Here is a 16,309-nt window from a genome sequence, read left to right as displayed (position 1 = left end):
CTCCATAAAAGGGGTTGTTTATTTAATGACAATCGGTCTCAATGTGGTGATTTATTTTATCTATTTTTCGAAGCATTACACGTAGTACACTAGCCTTGGCACCCGAGAAGACACCCGTGTCAACAGTTCATAGGAAATGGTGCCCGCATAACGGGCCACTTCATCAACGGCCAGCTGCTGTCCCCATAATTCAACGGGATCACCGGGTTGAGGGGTGGGAATGTCGGTGACATCCACAGTAATCATATCCATAGAGACTCTTCCGGCTAACACCCCTCGATGCCCATTAATCATCACCGGCGTACCGTTAGGACAATGGCGCGGGTAACCGTCCGCATAGCCAATACCAACGGTGGCAATCACTGACGGACGTTGTGCCCGCCAAGTTTGGCTGTAGCCCACGGTATCGCCGGCTTTTACCTTTTTGACCGAAATAACGCTAGCCTGCAAAGACATTACCGGCTGTAACGACAAGCCACAGTCACCTTGCAATGGCTGGGCACCGTAAATGGCGATCCCTAGACGATTCCACTGGGCCCGAGCCTGTGGACATCCCACCACGGCAGGAGAATTAGCAATGCTCACCGCTAAGCCCGTTTGATCACGCAGGGCGAGAAAATCTTCAAGCTGTTGCCCATTAAAAGGATGATTAACCTCATCGGCACAGGCGAGATGGGTCACTAATACCGGCGGCACGTTAAATAGATCCCCATGGCGTGAAAGCAAAGCCGGGATCTCCTGACACTGAAATCCCAGTCGATGCATCCCTGAGTCCACTTTCAACCACACCGTCGGTCGCTGTTCCAACGGACAGGATGCTAACCATTGCAACTGTTGTTGCTGATGTACCACAAGAATATAGTTTTGTTCGCCTGCCACTGCACACTCATAATCCTGATGTGGTCCTTCAAGCACCACAATGGGAGCCGTGATCCCGGCGTCGCGAAGCTGAATCGCTTCTTCGACGATAGCCACAGCAAAATAAGGAGAACGTTCACGAAGGATACGTGCAACATTAATCGCACCATGGCCGTAGGCATCGGCTTTGATCACTGCCATTGACTGACCTTCCGGTGTCATGGCTGATAATAAATCGAAGTTATGTATGAGTGCATCGGCATGAATGACCGCTTGGGTTTGCCTGCTCAAAAAGGGTTTTCCTTCCAACTGATTTGATGAAAACCCTAATATCTTACCTCGGCAATAAAATTCCGGCTATACATATTAAATGGAATAATATATTCTACATATTCGAGTGAATAAAAATAATGTAACAGGACAGAATGTTAGGTCACTACGCATTTGCAGATATACTGGTATTTATCGGCTACGGACTTGTCCTTTTAGGCAGCGGCTGGTTATTTAACAGACAAAACCGCTCAGCCAATGACTATTTCCTTGGCGGCAATAGCATACCCATGTGGATGGTCGCCATCTCGGTTTTGGCAACCTCCCAATCTGCCGCGACATTTCTCGGTGGCCCCGACCAAGGATACCGAAACGATCTCACTTATCTGTCCACTAACATTGGCGCTTTCATCGCCGCCTTCTTTGTGGCCATTTTCCTTATTCCCCGTTTTTACCAACAAAAAGTGTACACGGTATACGAATTACTAGAGCAACGTTTTGGCGCCCGGGCCAAGCGCCTGGCCGGTTTAATGTATTTGTTTGGTCGGGTTTTTGCCAGCGGCGCTCGTTTATATATGGCTGCCCTCGCCGTCGCCATGATCCTGTTTGGCAATATTGACGCCTCCAGCGTGATCACCGCCACCCTTATCATCACCGTTTGTGGTTTGGTATATACCGTTTATGGCGGCATTCGTACCGTTATCTATTCTGATGTATTACAAGCGGTCATTTATGTCGGTGCCGCCATTGCGGTAATCATAGTGTTGTACAACGCCATCCCCGCTTCTTTTGGCGATATTATTGCCGCCTTGCAAAATCCCGCCCCCGGTGAAACCTCAAAATTGCGGCTCATCAACACCGATATGGATTTTACCAATAGCGGGGTATTTAGTTTGTTTTCGGTGTTAACGGGCTTTGTGCTACTTAACATCGCCGCCTTTGGTCTTGATCAGGATATGACCCAGCGGGTACTGACCTGTCGCAATGCTAAAGAAGGCAGTAAAGCCATGCTGATGTCGGTGGTAATGGTGATTCCCGTTATGCTGCTATTTTTAGTGATAGGGCTTTTACTTTATATTTACTACCAACGCCCGGATATTATGGCCTCTGGCCTGTCTGACGGACCGGTACCTTCATTCGCCGGTAAACCTGTCACCATATTTATGTACTATGTATTAACAGAAATACCGTCAGGTGTGCGCGGTTTGGTTACCATTGGTATTTTAGCTGCGGCATTATCCACATTGAACTCCGGACTCAACTCAATGGCTAGCGTATTGGTGCAAGATCTTTATCGTCCCTGGCGTGAAGGGAAGCACAATAAAACCGACGACGGTCATTATGTCAAAGCGGGGCGATGGGCCATGGTGCTGGTAGCGTCAGCGCTAGGTTTTATGGCATGCCTATGTTATTACTGGCAACAGTACACCAACATGCCATTGTTGCAATTTGCCCTGGGTGTCATGGTCTTTTCCTACAGTGGTTTACTGGGGGTTTATTTCGTAACCCTGTTTTCCACCCGTGGCAGTCAGCGCTCTGTGATCATCGCACTTATTGTTGGTTTCTTGGTTCCCTTGTCCATGCAGCCTTACGTGATCCATACTGTGTTACCTTCACAATGGCACTTTGAACTCGGCTTTACTTGGCAACTGGTAATAGGAACCGCAATTTCCACCGTAATTTGTGCGTTAGGTAATACCACAGCGGAGCCGAAAAACTAATTTTTCGTGCCCCCATTTTGAAGAAGAATACTGCAGAACTTTGATAACTAAGCAGTGCAACCTCATAAGGCAAACTATGCAGGCAAAAAAAGTAAGCGGGACGTCTGATTTACTGGCCCAGCTGAACAAGATCGTATCAGAAGGTCGAAATCCGGAAACCATGGATATTGACTTACTATCGACGGATGCAATTTTACGCAAGATCAATCAGGAAGATGCCAAGGTCGCGAATGCTGTCGCCCAGGAAATCCCGCATATTGCGCAAGCCGTTGATGCCATTGTTAATCGATTACAAGCCGGTGGCCGCCTGGTCTATATCGGCGCAGGCACCAGCGGCCGATTAGGGATCCTTGATGCGGTAGAATGTCGCCCCACATTTAGTGTTCCCGATACCTTAGTTATCGGTATTATCGCCGGTGGCGAAACCGCTATCCAGCATGCTGTGGAAGGCGCTGAAGATAACAAAGCCCAAGGTGCCAAAGATATTCAAGATATCGATTTCTCCGAAAAAGACGTCTTGGTGGGTATCTCAGCAAGTGGTCGCACCCCTTATGTTGTCGGTGCCCTTGAGTATGCCGCAAGTCTTGGCGCCGATACCATCAGCATTGCCTGTAATCCTGACTCTGTTGTGCTTAACGCGGCCCGCATTCCCATTTGCCCCGTTGTAGGTCCTGAATGCCTTACAGGCTCCACCCGTATGAAGTCTGGAACAGCACAAAAACTGGTACTGAATATGTTGAGCACCGCAAGCATGATCCGCTTGGGCAAAACCTACCAGAACTTGATGGTGGATGTGAATGCCACAAATGAAAAATTAAAGGCCCGGGCTATCCGTATTGTCATGCAAGCAACCGATTGCTCGAAAGATGATGCTTCAAAAGCGCTGGAAGATGCGCACCATAATGCCAAAGTGGCCATTATGATGATATTAACCGACACCAGTGCCACAGAAGCAGAAACCATGCTCGTCAATCATCACGGCTTTTTACGCCGCGCCGTAGAGCAGCAATGAAAAAACTCATGCCAAAGACAGCACTATGGGTACTGTTGGCGATGATGACCTTCGCAGCCCAAGGTTTAACCCTTGGCGCTGCGCGCACCGACCTCTATTTGCCGCTGCTTAAAAATAAACGGGTTGGCATGATTGTCAATCAGACCTCCATGGTAAACCAGATGCACCTCGTGGATTATCTGCTTGCAAAAAAAGTCGATATTCGCAAAGTGATGGCGCCGGAACATGGCTTTAGAGGTGATGCCGGCGCGGGGGAAACCATCGCAGATGGGCATGATGAAAAAACCGGCCTCCCTATCTTGTCGCTATATGGCAAAACCAAAAAACCCACCCCCGCAATGCTTCAGGACATAGACATTCTCATTTTTGACATTCAGGATGTGGGCGCACGCTTTTATACTTATATCAGTACCTTGCATCTGGTTATGGAAGCGGCGGCGGAGCAAGGCATCCCCCTTATTGTATTAGACCGACCGAATCCAAATGGTCGCTTTGTCGATGGCCCTGTTCGTGAGGAGGCTTTTGCGTCATTTGTAGGTATGGATCCCATCCCCTTACTCCACGGTATGACCATGGCCGAACTGGCCCAAATGATCAAAGGGGAAAACTGGATATCCCACGCAGCCGCCTTGTCACTTCATGTGGTAAAGATGGCGAATTACCGTAAAGATCAGCTTTATTCGTTACCCGTGCCACCTAGCCCGAATCTGCCCAATGATCAGGCCATCGCTCTTTACCCGTCACTGTGTTTATTTGAAGGAACCACAGTCAGTGTGGGACGCGGCACACCCTATCCGTTTCAGGTACTCGGACACGACAAAGTCAAACTCGGTGAATTTCAGTTCAGCCCACAAAGCCTACCCAACAGTGCGCCTTATCCCAAACTGGAAGGCAAGGTATTATTCGGGATGGATTTACGACACGCCTCATTGGAAGGCTTTGACTTATCCCTTCTCTTATCAACCTATGAGCAATTTAAGCGCGCTGACGAATCCTTTATCGATCGCCCTGCATTTTTTGATAAGCTTGCCGGTACAGATCAGTTAAGGCGAGATCTGGAAGCCGGGAAAAGTGAAGCCGACATTCGTCAACAATGGCAACCGGCACTCACCCGATTTAAGCAGCAGCGACGCCCCTACTTATTGTATTAAATATACCGGTCGCTAGTTCTTTTGCCGCTTAAACTGCGACACCACTTCATTGGTTTTTTCCAGCAATTTACGGCCAGGACGCGACGCCTGAGTCAGGGCAATAAAAAGCATATCAATAATTAATTCCTGCGCGGTGCGAGCTAATATTGACGATAACCGCAAGGACGCTTCTTCAGCCACCGAATAGAGTTGTACCTGGGCTTTATCGGCAATCTGGTTATGGCCATACTTGGTAATAGATATCACCATGGCATGATTGCTCCGGGCTTCATTGACCACATTTGCGATTTCCCGGGTACTACCGGACTCACTAATCGCCACCACCACATCATTTTCGCCAAAGGTTGAGGCAAGGGCCAGCTGTATATGTCCATCGGCCTCTGCAATGGCCGTTATGCCCAGTTTTTGCAACTTATAAGCAAAATCCTTACAAACCAGTGCCGAGCCGCCAATACCACAAATCATCACCCGCTTAGCGTTTTTCAACAATTCCACCGCACGCTCAAAGGCTACCATTTCATTAAGATTGCGGGTTTCGTTCAATACACCAATTTTACTGGCAAGGAGCTTGTCGGCCATTTGTTCAAACCCATCAGACAAGGTGATTTTGCCGTGGATTTGGGTGTTTGGGGCTTCTTTATTTAACGAATCAATGACCGCAAGTTTAAAGGCCGGATAGCCTTTGTACCCTAGCTTCTGGGCAAACTTCACCACACTCGACTGACTTACGCCCACCACATTTGCCAATTCCTGAGACGATAAGTCACGTACCGCGTTAGGTGAATCCAGCGTAAAGGTAGCCAACTTCGACTCACTGGCAGACAATGCGTGTTTTATTGCTTTTATTTTAGTAAATGCAGACATGAATTCATCACTTTAATTATCAAGATTTAGATTATTTCTTTGTTTGAGTAACACCCAACCACATGCGACTAATAATAATGCTACACACATCAAAGAATTTATTATTCAAATATAAACCAGTTGAATAGAATATCAAAATACCATTAAATAACCACACGTATTTCTGTCGCCACCTTCGCCATAGAAAGCACCGACTTTCAATAAGGACAACATTATGAACGCCCATCCAGATCTTGCTATAGCAGACATTGCCAATACCTTTGATGCTATGCATTGGAAGGTGCTGGATAAACGTCACCTGGTGTTTGACGATATTACTCCGATTGTAGAGACCTTATCGGCCAGCAGTGAAATCACAACCACCTTACTAGGCCACTCCTACGAAGGCAGGCCGATTGTTCGCTACGCTTTAGGCAAAGGCCCTCTTACCCTTCTGGCTTGGACACAAATGCACGGCGATGAACCCACCGCCACCGCGGCGGTATTAGACTACCTGCATATTTTATTAAACAGTGAACCTGAGGGTTTGCCTCGAAACTGGCAAAACATGGTAACCCTTCATGTTATTCCCATGCTTAACCCCGATGGCGCTGAGCGCGGTACCCGTGTGAATGCCCAAGGTATAGATATCAATCGGGATGCCAAGGCATTGCAATCTCCCGAAGGCCGTATACTAAACGACCAAGTAAAACAATTGGCCCCCGATGTGGCCTTTAACTTACACGATCAAAACCCCTATTACACCGCTGGCACCTCATCAAACCCAGCCACCATTGCCTTTCTTGCACCGGCGTATCACAAAGATAAACATGTAGATGCGGCCAGACTGCGTGCCAAACAGCTCATTGCCGGCATGGCAAGTACCTTAAATCACTTTATTCCCAACTGCATTGGCCGCTACGACGACACCTATTCCTTTCGTTCTTTTGGTGACAATATCGCCGCCACGGGGGCTAGTACCATCCTTATTGAAAGCGGGGCAGCCTTGGATGATCCCCACCGGCAAAGCGCGCGAAAGATGAATGTTGTTGCGCTGCATTATGCGCTGTTAAGTTTACTTTCAAACACCTATCAAAGGTATTCCCTGGCCGATTATTATCGTATTCCAGACAATCGTGAAGACGGGTTATGTGATACCAAGCTCAGCCACATTACCCTTGGGGACAGTCAGCCCTATCAAGCCGACATTAGCATTAATCTATGCCGGAAAACCGGCAAAAGCAGTATCACCGCCATTGGGGATCTACGTACCATACACGGTTTTAGTGATGTGGATGGTCGAGGTCTTCGTGTGGCGAACATTAAACCCTATGTTGTTACCTCGCCTATGCATCTCGACGATGGCTTTTATCGCAAGCTACTGGCTGAAGGCTACAGCTATTTTGTGGATACAAAGGGTCAGCTTAGCCACACCTGTACGTTACCGGTAAGAATTGAAACAGCCCCTATATCACAGGTGTGTATGCTACCGGGCGAGCGTGCTTTCTTTTTATTGAAGAACAACAATGGGATCCAGGCGGCGATATTAGAAGGGCAATGGACAACCTTAAACCCGTAAAAACCACTTTTTGCGGTACATCACATAAACCGGAAGGTAACAGAGCAGTAAAAAGCAGCAGGCAAACAGCAATGACGCTGTTTGCGGCGAAGCTAAGGGCGAAAACACCTGTTGAAAAAGCCAGGCTTTTAATGTCACGCCGGCCACTGGGATCATAAGAAAAATGCGGGCAAGAATGCCCGACAGCATAAAAAACACAATACTATTTGCCCCAGCCACCACAAAAGGTTTCGCCCAAAGCTGGTGGTGCTTTATATCCAGAATAAAAACCAGTACGCCCAACAACAGCATGGCTAAACCGGCAGTGAGCACGGTGTAACTCGGTGACCACAGCCCTTTATTCACCGGCACCCACAAACTTAAAATGAGGCCTCCGACAAGGAGCACCACGCCGCTTACGAAGAGCAAGCCACAGGTGTTTTTTTCGGATTGCCCTGACACCAACCACTGCCCAGCGATAACACCAAACAAACAGGTACCGATGGCAGGAAAGGTACTAAGCAGTCCTTCCGGATCAAAGGGAAAGGGCTGGGCCTGAGGATAATACACATGATTGGCCCCTAAGACAGCGTTATCTATCCACGCTGAAAAGCTATTTCCAAACTCCCAAAGACCCACATAAACCTGATCTTGACTATCATGGTAGGGGAGCCATGCCATGGCCATCCAATAGCCACCAATACAGACCACCAACGCGGCATATTGCCCCTTTATATCCAATTTATACAGGATGAAGGCGGTAACGAAATAAACCACGGCCAAGCGTTGCAGAACGCCCATCACCCGTATGGACAGTAATTTATCTTCTATCCAGCTAAAATTGGGATCTAACGTATTTACGTAAAAGAGCGCCAAAAACAGGCCTAGGGCGAATAAAATGGCGCTGCGCTTGATAATAGACAAAACAATGGCTTTAGGAGGTTGCTGCTGCATGCGTTGATGAGCAAACGCAAAATTCATGGCAACCCCCATGATAAATATGAAAAAAGGGAACACGAGATCGGTGGGGGTGAGTCCATGCCATTTTGCATGTAATAAGGGCCAGTACACCGACTGCCAACTACCTGGGTTATTGACCAGTACCATCAATACGATGGCTAACCCACGCATTACATCCACTGCCATTACTCGCTTCATTTATGCCGTCTCTTAAAGGATACCTAGGTAATTATATGGCTCTATAGCAGCACAATGGGCTAGGAAATACCAGCCGTAAGGAATATTTTATTATTTACATCTTGTTCATCTGTGATAATTTGGTTATTGCGTTTATGATTGCGGCTTATAATTTATGGTTTCTCGTTTTTTCTTCCGTTACGTTGTGCTTTTTACAACAGTATTGGTACTTACCAGTTGTGCATCTGATTATGCTTCTATGCCCTCACAAAACCGCAGTGAGCGCATTAAAACATTAGTAATGCATTTTACCGCCATTGATTATGAAAAAAGCGTCCATGCACTGGTGGATGAAGGCGGATTAAGCGCCCATTATCTTATTACCGATCCGACAGATCCCTCAAATCCCACAGGCAAGGCCGAAATCATTCAATTGGTACCTGAAGATAAACGTGCTTGGCATGCCGGTGTCAGCTACTGGCAAACCCGTTCTCATTTAAACGACACCTCCATTGGCATTGAAATTGTTAATGTCCCTGACTGCAAACGCGACACAAAGCCGGGCCAAGTAGCCTCTGAACACGGCGCCCATCGCTTGTGTTTTTTCCCTGACTATCCCACCGAACAGGTTAGTCTCATTATTTCACTGGCAAAAGATATTCTAGCGCGAAACCCTGATATCCACCCCACAGCAGTTGTCGGTCATGCCGACATTGCCTTTAACAGAAAAAACGATCCAGGCCCGCGTTTCCCTTGGTTTGAACTGTATCAGGCCGGTGTGGGCGCTTGGTATGACAACGACACCCGTGCTGCCTACTGGAAAAAGTTTAACCAACAATTGCCCAATATCGGCTTAGTGCAAGCAGCCCTCAAAGCCTATGGCTACGGTGTGGTAGAAACAGGGATCTACGATAGCCCTACCCAAAACGCTATTTATGCCTTTCAAATGCATTTTGTTCAAGACACTGTTTCAGGCCGCCTTGACAGTGAAACGGCCTCGGCCTTATTTGCCTTGTTAGAGAAATATTTTCCAGCCAAAACTGAAAAGTTAATGGCTCGGTACCAAAAAGAATCTGCCCTTGTGGCCGTTGATGACAATGCGCAACCCGCCAAAGTAGGGCAAATCGATGAGGTTTTCCCTCAGATAGCGCGCTCAACCCGTGAAGAGGTTAACGATAAAGGGGGTTTCAAAAGTTATAAAGGCAGAGGTGAAATTATCCTTAAAGCCGAAGATGAAACCCACGTCGAAATTCAGGTCAATGGACAAACGTTAAATATCGCTGACCCTTTATTAGCAGGCAAAACCTATCATTACAGCTTGAAAAAACGAACCCAAAACGGGTTGAATACGTTATCTGTTAACGCCGTAACCCCCGAGGAAAACAGTGTGAAAATCACCGTACCTTGGCCTGAACTGATTGATAATACCCAAGCCTGGCGCGACAAATTTAAGGCTGTGGATACACTAATAAATCAGGAAATCAGTGACGGTTTTCCCGGTGCGGCGTTACTGGTAATAAAAGACGGACAAGTGATCAAGCGCGCAGCCTATGGTTATGCCTTGCGCTACAGCCAAGACGGCTCGCCATTGTCAGCACCAACGCCCATAACCACCGAGACATTGTTTGATTTGGCCTCCAATACCAAGGTCATGGCCACAACCTTGGCCATAATGAAACTGGTATCAGAAGGCAAAATCAATGTGGATGCTCCCCTTTACCACTATCTTCCCGAGTATCGTGACAATGGCAGGGAGGCGCGTACAGTACGAGATTTATTGAGTCATCAATCTGGCTATGGCCCGGAAGTTCGCTTTTTTAAAACCGATAATCCTTATGGCCCAGCCTTGATGTCGCGGCAGAAAAACCGAACCAACCGCTTGTTGGCCACCCGGGTTCCCTTCAAAGAAGGTAACAAGCTGGAGAGCCAGTACAGTGACACCAACTTTATGCTTTTAGGTTATCTAGTTGAGCGCGTCAGCGGTATGTCCCTCGACCGTTATTGTGAACAGGTTCTATACGCCCCACTCCACCTTAATCACACGGTTTTTAACCCGTTGCAAAAAGGGTTTCGCCCCGAACAAATTGCAGCCACCGAAATTAACGGCAACACCCGCAATGGTCATGTCAGCTTCCCAGGGATCCGCACCTATACCTTACAGGGCGAAGTGCACGATGAAAAAGCCTGGTATAGCATGCAGGGCGTATCTGGCCATGCCGGACTGTTTTCAAACATTGATGATATGGGTATATTATTACAGACACTGTTAAATGGCGGCGGCTACAAAAATGTCTCCTTATTTGATGCACAAACTTTGGATCTGTTCACTGGCCCCTCATCAATAGATGCCGGCTTTGGACTGGGCTGGCGGCGAGCAGCAGACGGGCGCAACCGCTGGCATTTTGGTCCCTATGCAAGCCATACGGCATTTGGTCATACCGGTTGGACCGGCACAGCCACTGTGGTTGACCCTGCATTAGACCTCGCCATTGTGCTGTTAACCAACGCCCGCCATTCACCCGTTGTTGAATCTAACACCGGTGAACTGGAATTTACCGGTAAAAGCCAATTTGAAACCGGTAATTACGGCAGTGTTATGACCCGCATTTACGAAGCGGTGTTACAAAATAATTAGCCATCCCCGCCCAGCATCACGCTGAAATTTAGGATGATTAAAATAAAATTACTGGAAGGAAGGGGGCAATATGGGTAGGCTAACCTAATACAAGCGCTAGATTTAAAAAATCATAACAAGAACAGGTAACCATTGCATGGACTGGATTTCGATTATCCCGCCCTTAGTCGCCATTTTCGTGGTGTTTTGGAAAAAAGAAGTGATCATGGCGCTACTGCTTGCCGTGCTCTGTGCTGAAGGACTTATCCTTTTCAACGGAACTGAAGGTTCCCTATTACTGGCCCCCATTAACGCCATCGAACGCACCATTAGTGTTGCCTCAAGTCCCGGCAATACACGCATACTGATTTTCTCTTTGATGGTAGGCGCGTTGCTCGCTTATATCCGTGATTCCGGTGGTGTTACCGCCACAGTAAACTGGTTGGTGGGCAAAGGCGTTGCCAAAAGCAAACGTCAAGTGGGTTCATTGACCATGTTCACCGGCATTGCGGTCTTTATTGAGTCCAACCTTAGCGTTCTAACCGCAGGTATTTTCGCCCGGGGGCTGTACGATAAATTTAAAATGAGCCGTGCCCGCCTAGCATACATAATCGACAGTACCAGTGCACCGGTTTGCATTCTTATTTTACTTAATGGATGGGGGGCCTTTGTACTGGGCTTGTTAGATGGCTATGAACTTGAACAAACGTCCGCCAGCATTCTCTGGGGTACGGTACCGCTGAATTTTTATGCCATTTTCACTTTGGCCATCGTGGTTTATACCATCGCAAAAGACAAGGTTCATGGCCCCATGGCGGAAGAAGAAGCCGCCATGTCCAAAACGCAAACCGTATTAGAAACAGAGCCACCGACAAAAGCCCGGTATATGCTGGTGCCACTGATCACTATGGTTGTTAGCATGGTAGGTTTTATGCTGTGGACGGGAAACGGCGTTTTGTCCCAAGGCAGTGGTAGTAAATCTGTCTTGTATGCCACTATTTTGGCCACCGCCGTTGCGTATTTTTTAATGCTGGCCCACAAGCGCTTTACTCATCACGAAGCCGTGGCCATTGGGTTTAAAGGCATGGGAGAACTTCTGCCGTTAGTGACCATTGTGCTGCTGTCACTCACACTCGGTGCCAGCCTAAAAGTACTGGGAACGGGAGTTTTCGTTGCCGGTATTGTTGGTGAGTACTTACCTTTAGTACTGATTGTTCCCATGCTGTTTTTGGCCGGTGCTGTTATGTCTTTTACAACAGGTACCAGTTGGGGCACCTTTGCCATTTTGATCCCCATTGGAGTGCCACTTATTCAAACTTTAGGGCTACCACCGTCATTGGTGATTGCCGCGATTTTGGGGGGCGGTGTGTTCGGCGATCACTGCTCTCCTATATCAGACACGTCCGCCGTATCCTCTATCGCGGCTGGGTGCGACCTGCTCACTCACATTCGCACTCAGCTTCCTTACGCATTAACAGCAGGCGGCCTTACGCTCATCGCGTACGTGGCCGCCAGCATTATTATGATTGGATAACCTTATGCGAATACTATTTTTATCGCTTTTCCTTTGCGTTACCGCAGGCTGTTCGGGAGATAAGACCCCTGCGCCGAAAACTACAACCCCCAAAGTCGTTGCTCAACAAGCTGTCTCCATGCCCGACTCTTTTGCAGCCGATGCCGCTATGGCTGTACTCAACGACGGCGGAAATGCGGTGGATGCCGCCATTACCGCACAATTTGTGCTGGCTGTGACCTTACCGGAAGCCGGTAACATCGGTGGCGGTGGTTTTATGACCATCTATAACAATAAAGAAGCGGCCTTTCTTGATTACCGTGAAATGGCACCAGCCGCTGCACATCGAGATATGTACCTGGATGAGAACGGTGATGTAAAACCCCATGAATCCTTATTTGGTGCAAAAGCTTCAGGCATTCCCGGTTCTGTTGCCGGTATGTGGCAGGCCCATCAGCGCTTTGGCAAATTACCTTGGGCACGGTTGGTTCAACCCGCGGTAGATTTAGCCAAAGACGGCTTTAAGGTGCCGCCTAAATTAGCCGCCAAGGTAGACCGTTACATCAAGCGCATGGAAAAAGAAGGGATCACCAGTAACTTTACCCAGTATTTCGGCGCAGCAAGGGAAGCGGGAGTGGTGTTTACACAGCCCGAACTTGCCGCCTCAATGATACGTATCCGCGATCAGGGTGAAAAAGGATTTTATGAAGGTGAAACAGCGAAAGCCATCGCCGCCTTTATGGCACAAAACGGTGGCTTGGTTACTGAAGAAGATCTGCAAAGTTACGAAGCTAAATGGCGAGCACCTATTGTATACCCATGGCAGGACTACAAGCTAATCACCGCGCCACCGCCTAGCTCTGGTGGTGTAGCAGTAGCCCAGTGGATCAGCATGCTTAACGTGGTATTGGAAACGCATAAACTGCCTGCCCATAACAGTGCTGAATACATTCACCTGATGTCTGAAATCGGTAAACGCGTGTTTGCTGATCGCGCCGAATATTTAGGCGATCCGGATTATGTTGAAGTCCCTGTCGACGCCCTGCTTGACAGTGATTATATTGCTCGTCGTGCAGCGGAAGTAAACCCCGATGAGATTTCGGTGACAGAAGACGTCAAACCCGGTTTATATGAAAGTACCGACACGACCCATTTTTCTATCATGGATAAATGGGGCAATGCCGTTGCCAACACCACCACCATTAACCTTTCTTTTGGTAGTGGCGTAGTTGCTGAAGGTGCAGGCTTCTTGCTTAACGATGAAATGGACGACTTTAGTGCCAAAGCCGGCGTCCCCAACTTCTTTGGTGCCATTGGCGGTAAAGCCAACGAAATCCAACCCGGTAAACGTATGCTTTCTTCTATGACGCCGACCATTGTCCTGCAAGGCGATAAGGTTAAGCTGGTCACAGGTTCACCAGGTGGCACAACCATCATCTCTTCGGTGGCCCAGACTATTCTGAATGCGTTGTTTTTTGACATGAACGCAGAGCAATCTGCCAACAGTCCCCGTTTCCATCACCAATTATGGCCTAAAGACACCATTGCTTATCACAGTGGATTATCCGCCGATGTCGTGAAAAAACTTCAAGCCATGGGATACACCATGAAAGAAAGCAACTTTGGTGATGTACATCTTATCAAACGTACTGAATCAGGCTTAGAAGCTGGCTCAGAAGCTCGTGGCCGTGGTAAAGCCATTGTTGAACAGACCACATTGTAATATTTATCACGCAGGATTTTTCCCTGCGTGACCAATAAAAAAGCCTGCTTAAAGCAGGCTTTTTTTTAACCGATAATGTTATACGTCATAAGGATGACGCAACACCATGGTTTCATGTCTGTCCGGACCAGTAGAGATGATATCGACAGGTACGCCGGTAATCGCTTCTATACGAGCAATATAGTTTTTGGCTTCTTGAGGTAGCTTCTCAAAGTCGGTAACACCATAGGTTGAGTCACTCCAACCAGGCATTTCTTCATACACTGGCGTCACCAGATCATAACCATCAGCAGCCATGGGGGGAACGTCTTTCACATTGCCGTTGGCATCTTTATAGCCAGTACAAATGTGCAATGTTTCTAATCCGTCCAATACATCAAGTTTAGTCAGGCAGAACCCGGTAATGGAGTTGATTTGCACAGCACGTTTCATTGCCACGGCATCAAACCAACCCGTACGACGTTTACGGCCAGTAGTGGCGCCAAACTCATGCCCTTTGATCCCTAAGTGCTGACCCACTTCGCATTCAAGTTCCGTGGGGAAAGGCCCTGAACCTACTCGTGTGGTGTAGGCTTTAACAATACCCAGTACATAATCGAGTTTTAGCGGACCAAAACCCGCACCGGTAGCCACACCACCAACGGTGGTATTTGAAGAAGTTACATAAGGATATGTGCCATGATCAATATCAAGCAAGGTCCCTTGAGCGCCTTCAAACATGATGGGTAAACCCGCCTTGTCTGCTTTGTCCAGCTCATCAGTAACATCCACTACCATCGCTTTCAGGGTATCAGCAACAGCCAATGCTTGCTTCAGTGTTTCATCGAAGTCGACGGCCGGCTCATTGTAATATTGGGTAAGCGTAAAGTTGTGAACATCTAACACTTCTTTAAGCTTGGCCGCAAAATCTTCCGCGTTAAATAAATCACCCACGCGAAGACCACGACGGGCCACTTTATCTTCGTAGGCCGGACCAATGCCACGCCCTGTAGTACCAATTGCTTTACTGCCACGGGCTTTTTCCCGGGCGACATCAAGTGCGATATGATACGGCAGAATTAACGGACACGCTTCGCTTATCTTAAGACGTTCACGTACGGGGACACCACGCTCTTCGAGCATGCCGATTTCCGTCATAAGTGCTTCTGGGCTAAGTACAACGCCATTACCGATAATACAGGTAACGTTTTCCCGCAGAATACCGGAAGGAATAAGATGAAGAACGGTTTTTTCGCCGTCAATTACGAGTGTGTGACCAGCGTTGTGACCGCCCTGATAGCGAACCACGTATTTTGCGCGATCTGTTAACAGGTCAACGACCTTACCTTTACCCTCGTCACCCCATTGAGTGCCGAGTACCACAACATTCTTTGCCATGAATCTAATGCGTAAAAAAATTAGGCGTGGATTCTACCAAATATCAGGCACTATGATCACCTGTTTTATGTACAAATATGCGCCTCTACAACAGAAAATAAGGATTTTTCCAAAAATTTATGTAGAAAAAAGGTAAAACAAAGTGATTGCGCCTACAATCACCAATACACCGCCAATTTGACGGAGTTGATTACTCGGTTGCTGACTGATGGCTAACAGATAACGTCGCCACCGGTTGGGCATCAGCAAAGGCCCTAAACCTTCTATGATGCAAACCATGGCAAGTGCCAACCATATTAACTCCATTTTAATTCCTTAGTTTTTTACGGTGTAGTATAAGTACTTACGTTATAAAAATGACAAGCCACCGATTATAAAGGTACTGAAATCCTAAAAATGCGGGTTAACACATTCAACCAGTAATTTTATGTCACAATGCTCGATAAAATCTGCTATATCAATAAAGATGAATAGGCAATAAGGATATTTAATGAGATTTCCGCTACAAGGGCATTATTCCCTTGATGTATCC

The 16,309-nt window shown here is 47.6% G+C and carries 12 protein-coding genes; 7 read left to right on the top strand and 5 right to left on the bottom strand.

Features of this window, described 5'->3' with window-relative positions; all coding sequences use genetic code 11:
• Window positions 1-75: 75 nt before the first annotated feature.
• A complete protein-coding gene (gene alr, locus V5298_RS09220) occupies window positions 76-1,149 on the bottom strand; it encodes an alanine racemase (RefSeq protein WP_332931171.1) in 1,074 nt (357 codons plus the stop codon).
• A gap of 134 nt (window positions 1,150-1,283) precedes the next feature.
• Here alr and V5298_RS09215 point away from each other — a divergent pair, with 134 nt between their 5' ends.
• The 3 genes from V5298_RS09215 to V5298_RS09205 all read left to right on the top strand — a co-directional run bounded on the left by V5298_RS09215 (window position 1,284) and on the right by V5298_RS09205 (window position 5,012).
• Entirely contained in the window at window positions 1,284-2,849 is a 1,566-nt protein-coding gene (locus V5298_RS09215; protein ID WP_332931170.1) for a sodium:solute symporter, read from the top strand.
• Between the two features lie 76 nt (window positions 2,850-2,925).
• Window positions 2,926-3,861 (top strand): N-acetylmuramic acid 6-phosphate etherase, encoded by a 936-nt coding sequence (gene murQ / locus V5298_RS09210; protein ID WP_332931169.1) that lies wholly within the window; start codon window positions 2,926-2,928, stop codon window positions 3,859-3,861.
• Complete coding sequence (locus tag V5298_RS09205; RefSeq protein WP_416351165.1) at window positions 3,858-5,012, top strand: exo-beta-N-acetylmuramidase NamZ family protein; 1,155 nt, start codon at window positions 3,858-3,860, stop codon at window positions 5,010-5,012. The genes murQ and V5298_RS09205 overlap by 4 nt, the downstream gene beginning before the upstream one ends.
• A 12-nt stretch (window positions 5,013-5,024) precedes the next feature.
• Here V5298_RS09205 and V5298_RS09200 read toward each other — a convergent pair whose 3' ends face one another.
• Window positions 5,025-5,876 (bottom strand): MurR/RpiR family transcriptional regulator, encoded by an 852-nt coding sequence (locus V5298_RS09200; RefSeq protein ID WP_332931168.1) that lies wholly within the window; start codon window positions 5,874-5,876, stop codon window positions 5,025-5,027.
• A 214-nt stretch (window positions 5,877-6,090) separates the two neighbouring features.
• Here V5298_RS09200 and V5298_RS09195 point away from each other — a divergent pair, with 214 nt between their 5' ends.
• A complete protein-coding gene (locus tag V5298_RS09195) occupies window positions 6,091-7,434 on the top strand; it encodes a M14 family zinc carboxypeptidase (protein WP_332931167.1) in 1,344 nt (447 codons plus the stop codon).
• Here V5298_RS09195 and V5298_RS09190 read toward each other — a convergent pair.
• Window positions 7,423-8,571 (bottom strand): acyltransferase family protein, encoded by a 1,149-nt coding sequence (locus tag V5298_RS09190; RefSeq protein WP_332931166.1) that lies wholly within the window; start codon window positions 8,569-8,571, stop codon window positions 7,423-7,425. The genes V5298_RS09195 and V5298_RS09190 overlap by 12 nt on opposite strands.
• Window positions 8,572-8,725: 154 nt before the next feature.
• On the opposite strand from V5298_RS09190, the gene pbp4b reads away from it, so the two are divergent.
• From pbp4b to ggt, 3 genes are all read left to right on the top strand, one after another.
• Window positions 8,726-11,185: a penicillin binding protein PBP4B gene (gene pbp4b / locus V5298_RS09185; protein WP_332931165.1), complete on the top strand. Its 2,460-nt coding sequence runs from the start codon at window positions 8,726-8,728 to the stop codon at window positions 11,183-11,185.
• A 136-nt stretch (window positions 11,186-11,321) separates the two neighbouring features.
• On the top strand, window positions 11,322-12,698 hold the full coding sequence (locus tag V5298_RS09180; RefSeq protein ID WP_332931164.1) for a Na+/H+ antiporter NhaC family protein: 1,377 nt from the start codon (window positions 11,322-11,324) through the stop codon (window positions 12,696-12,698).
• A gap of 4 nt (window positions 12,699-12,702) precedes the next feature.
• Window positions 12,703-14,400: a gamma-glutamyltransferase gene (gene ggt / locus V5298_RS09175; RefSeq protein ID WP_332931163.1), complete on the top strand. Its 1,698-nt coding sequence runs from the start codon at window positions 12,703-12,705 to the stop codon at window positions 14,398-14,400.
• 78 nt (window positions 14,401-14,478) lie between these two features.
• Here the strand turns inward: ggt and V5298_RS09170 are convergent, their stop codons facing one another.
• The gene (locus V5298_RS09170; RefSeq protein WP_332931162.1) at window positions 14,479-15,777 is read right to left on the bottom strand and encodes an adenylosuccinate synthase; all 1,299 of its coding nucleotides are present in this window, start codon (window positions 15,775-15,777) and stop codon (window positions 14,479-14,481) included.
• Between the two features lie 117 nt (window positions 15,778-15,894).
• Complete coding sequence (locus V5298_RS09165; RefSeq protein WP_332931161.1) at window positions 15,895-16,083, bottom strand: DUF2065 domain-containing protein; 189 nt, start codon at window positions 16,081-16,083, stop codon at window positions 15,895-15,897.
• Window positions 16,084-16,309: the final 226 nt, after the last annotated feature.

Source organism: Alteromonas sp. 14N.309.X.WAT.G.H12 (genome assembly GCF_036697315.1).
Classification (GTDB): domain Bacteria; phylum Pseudomonadota; class Gammaproteobacteria; order Enterobacterales; family Alteromonadaceae; genus Alteromonas.
This window is presented reverse-complemented; position numbering and strand designations above follow the sequence as displayed.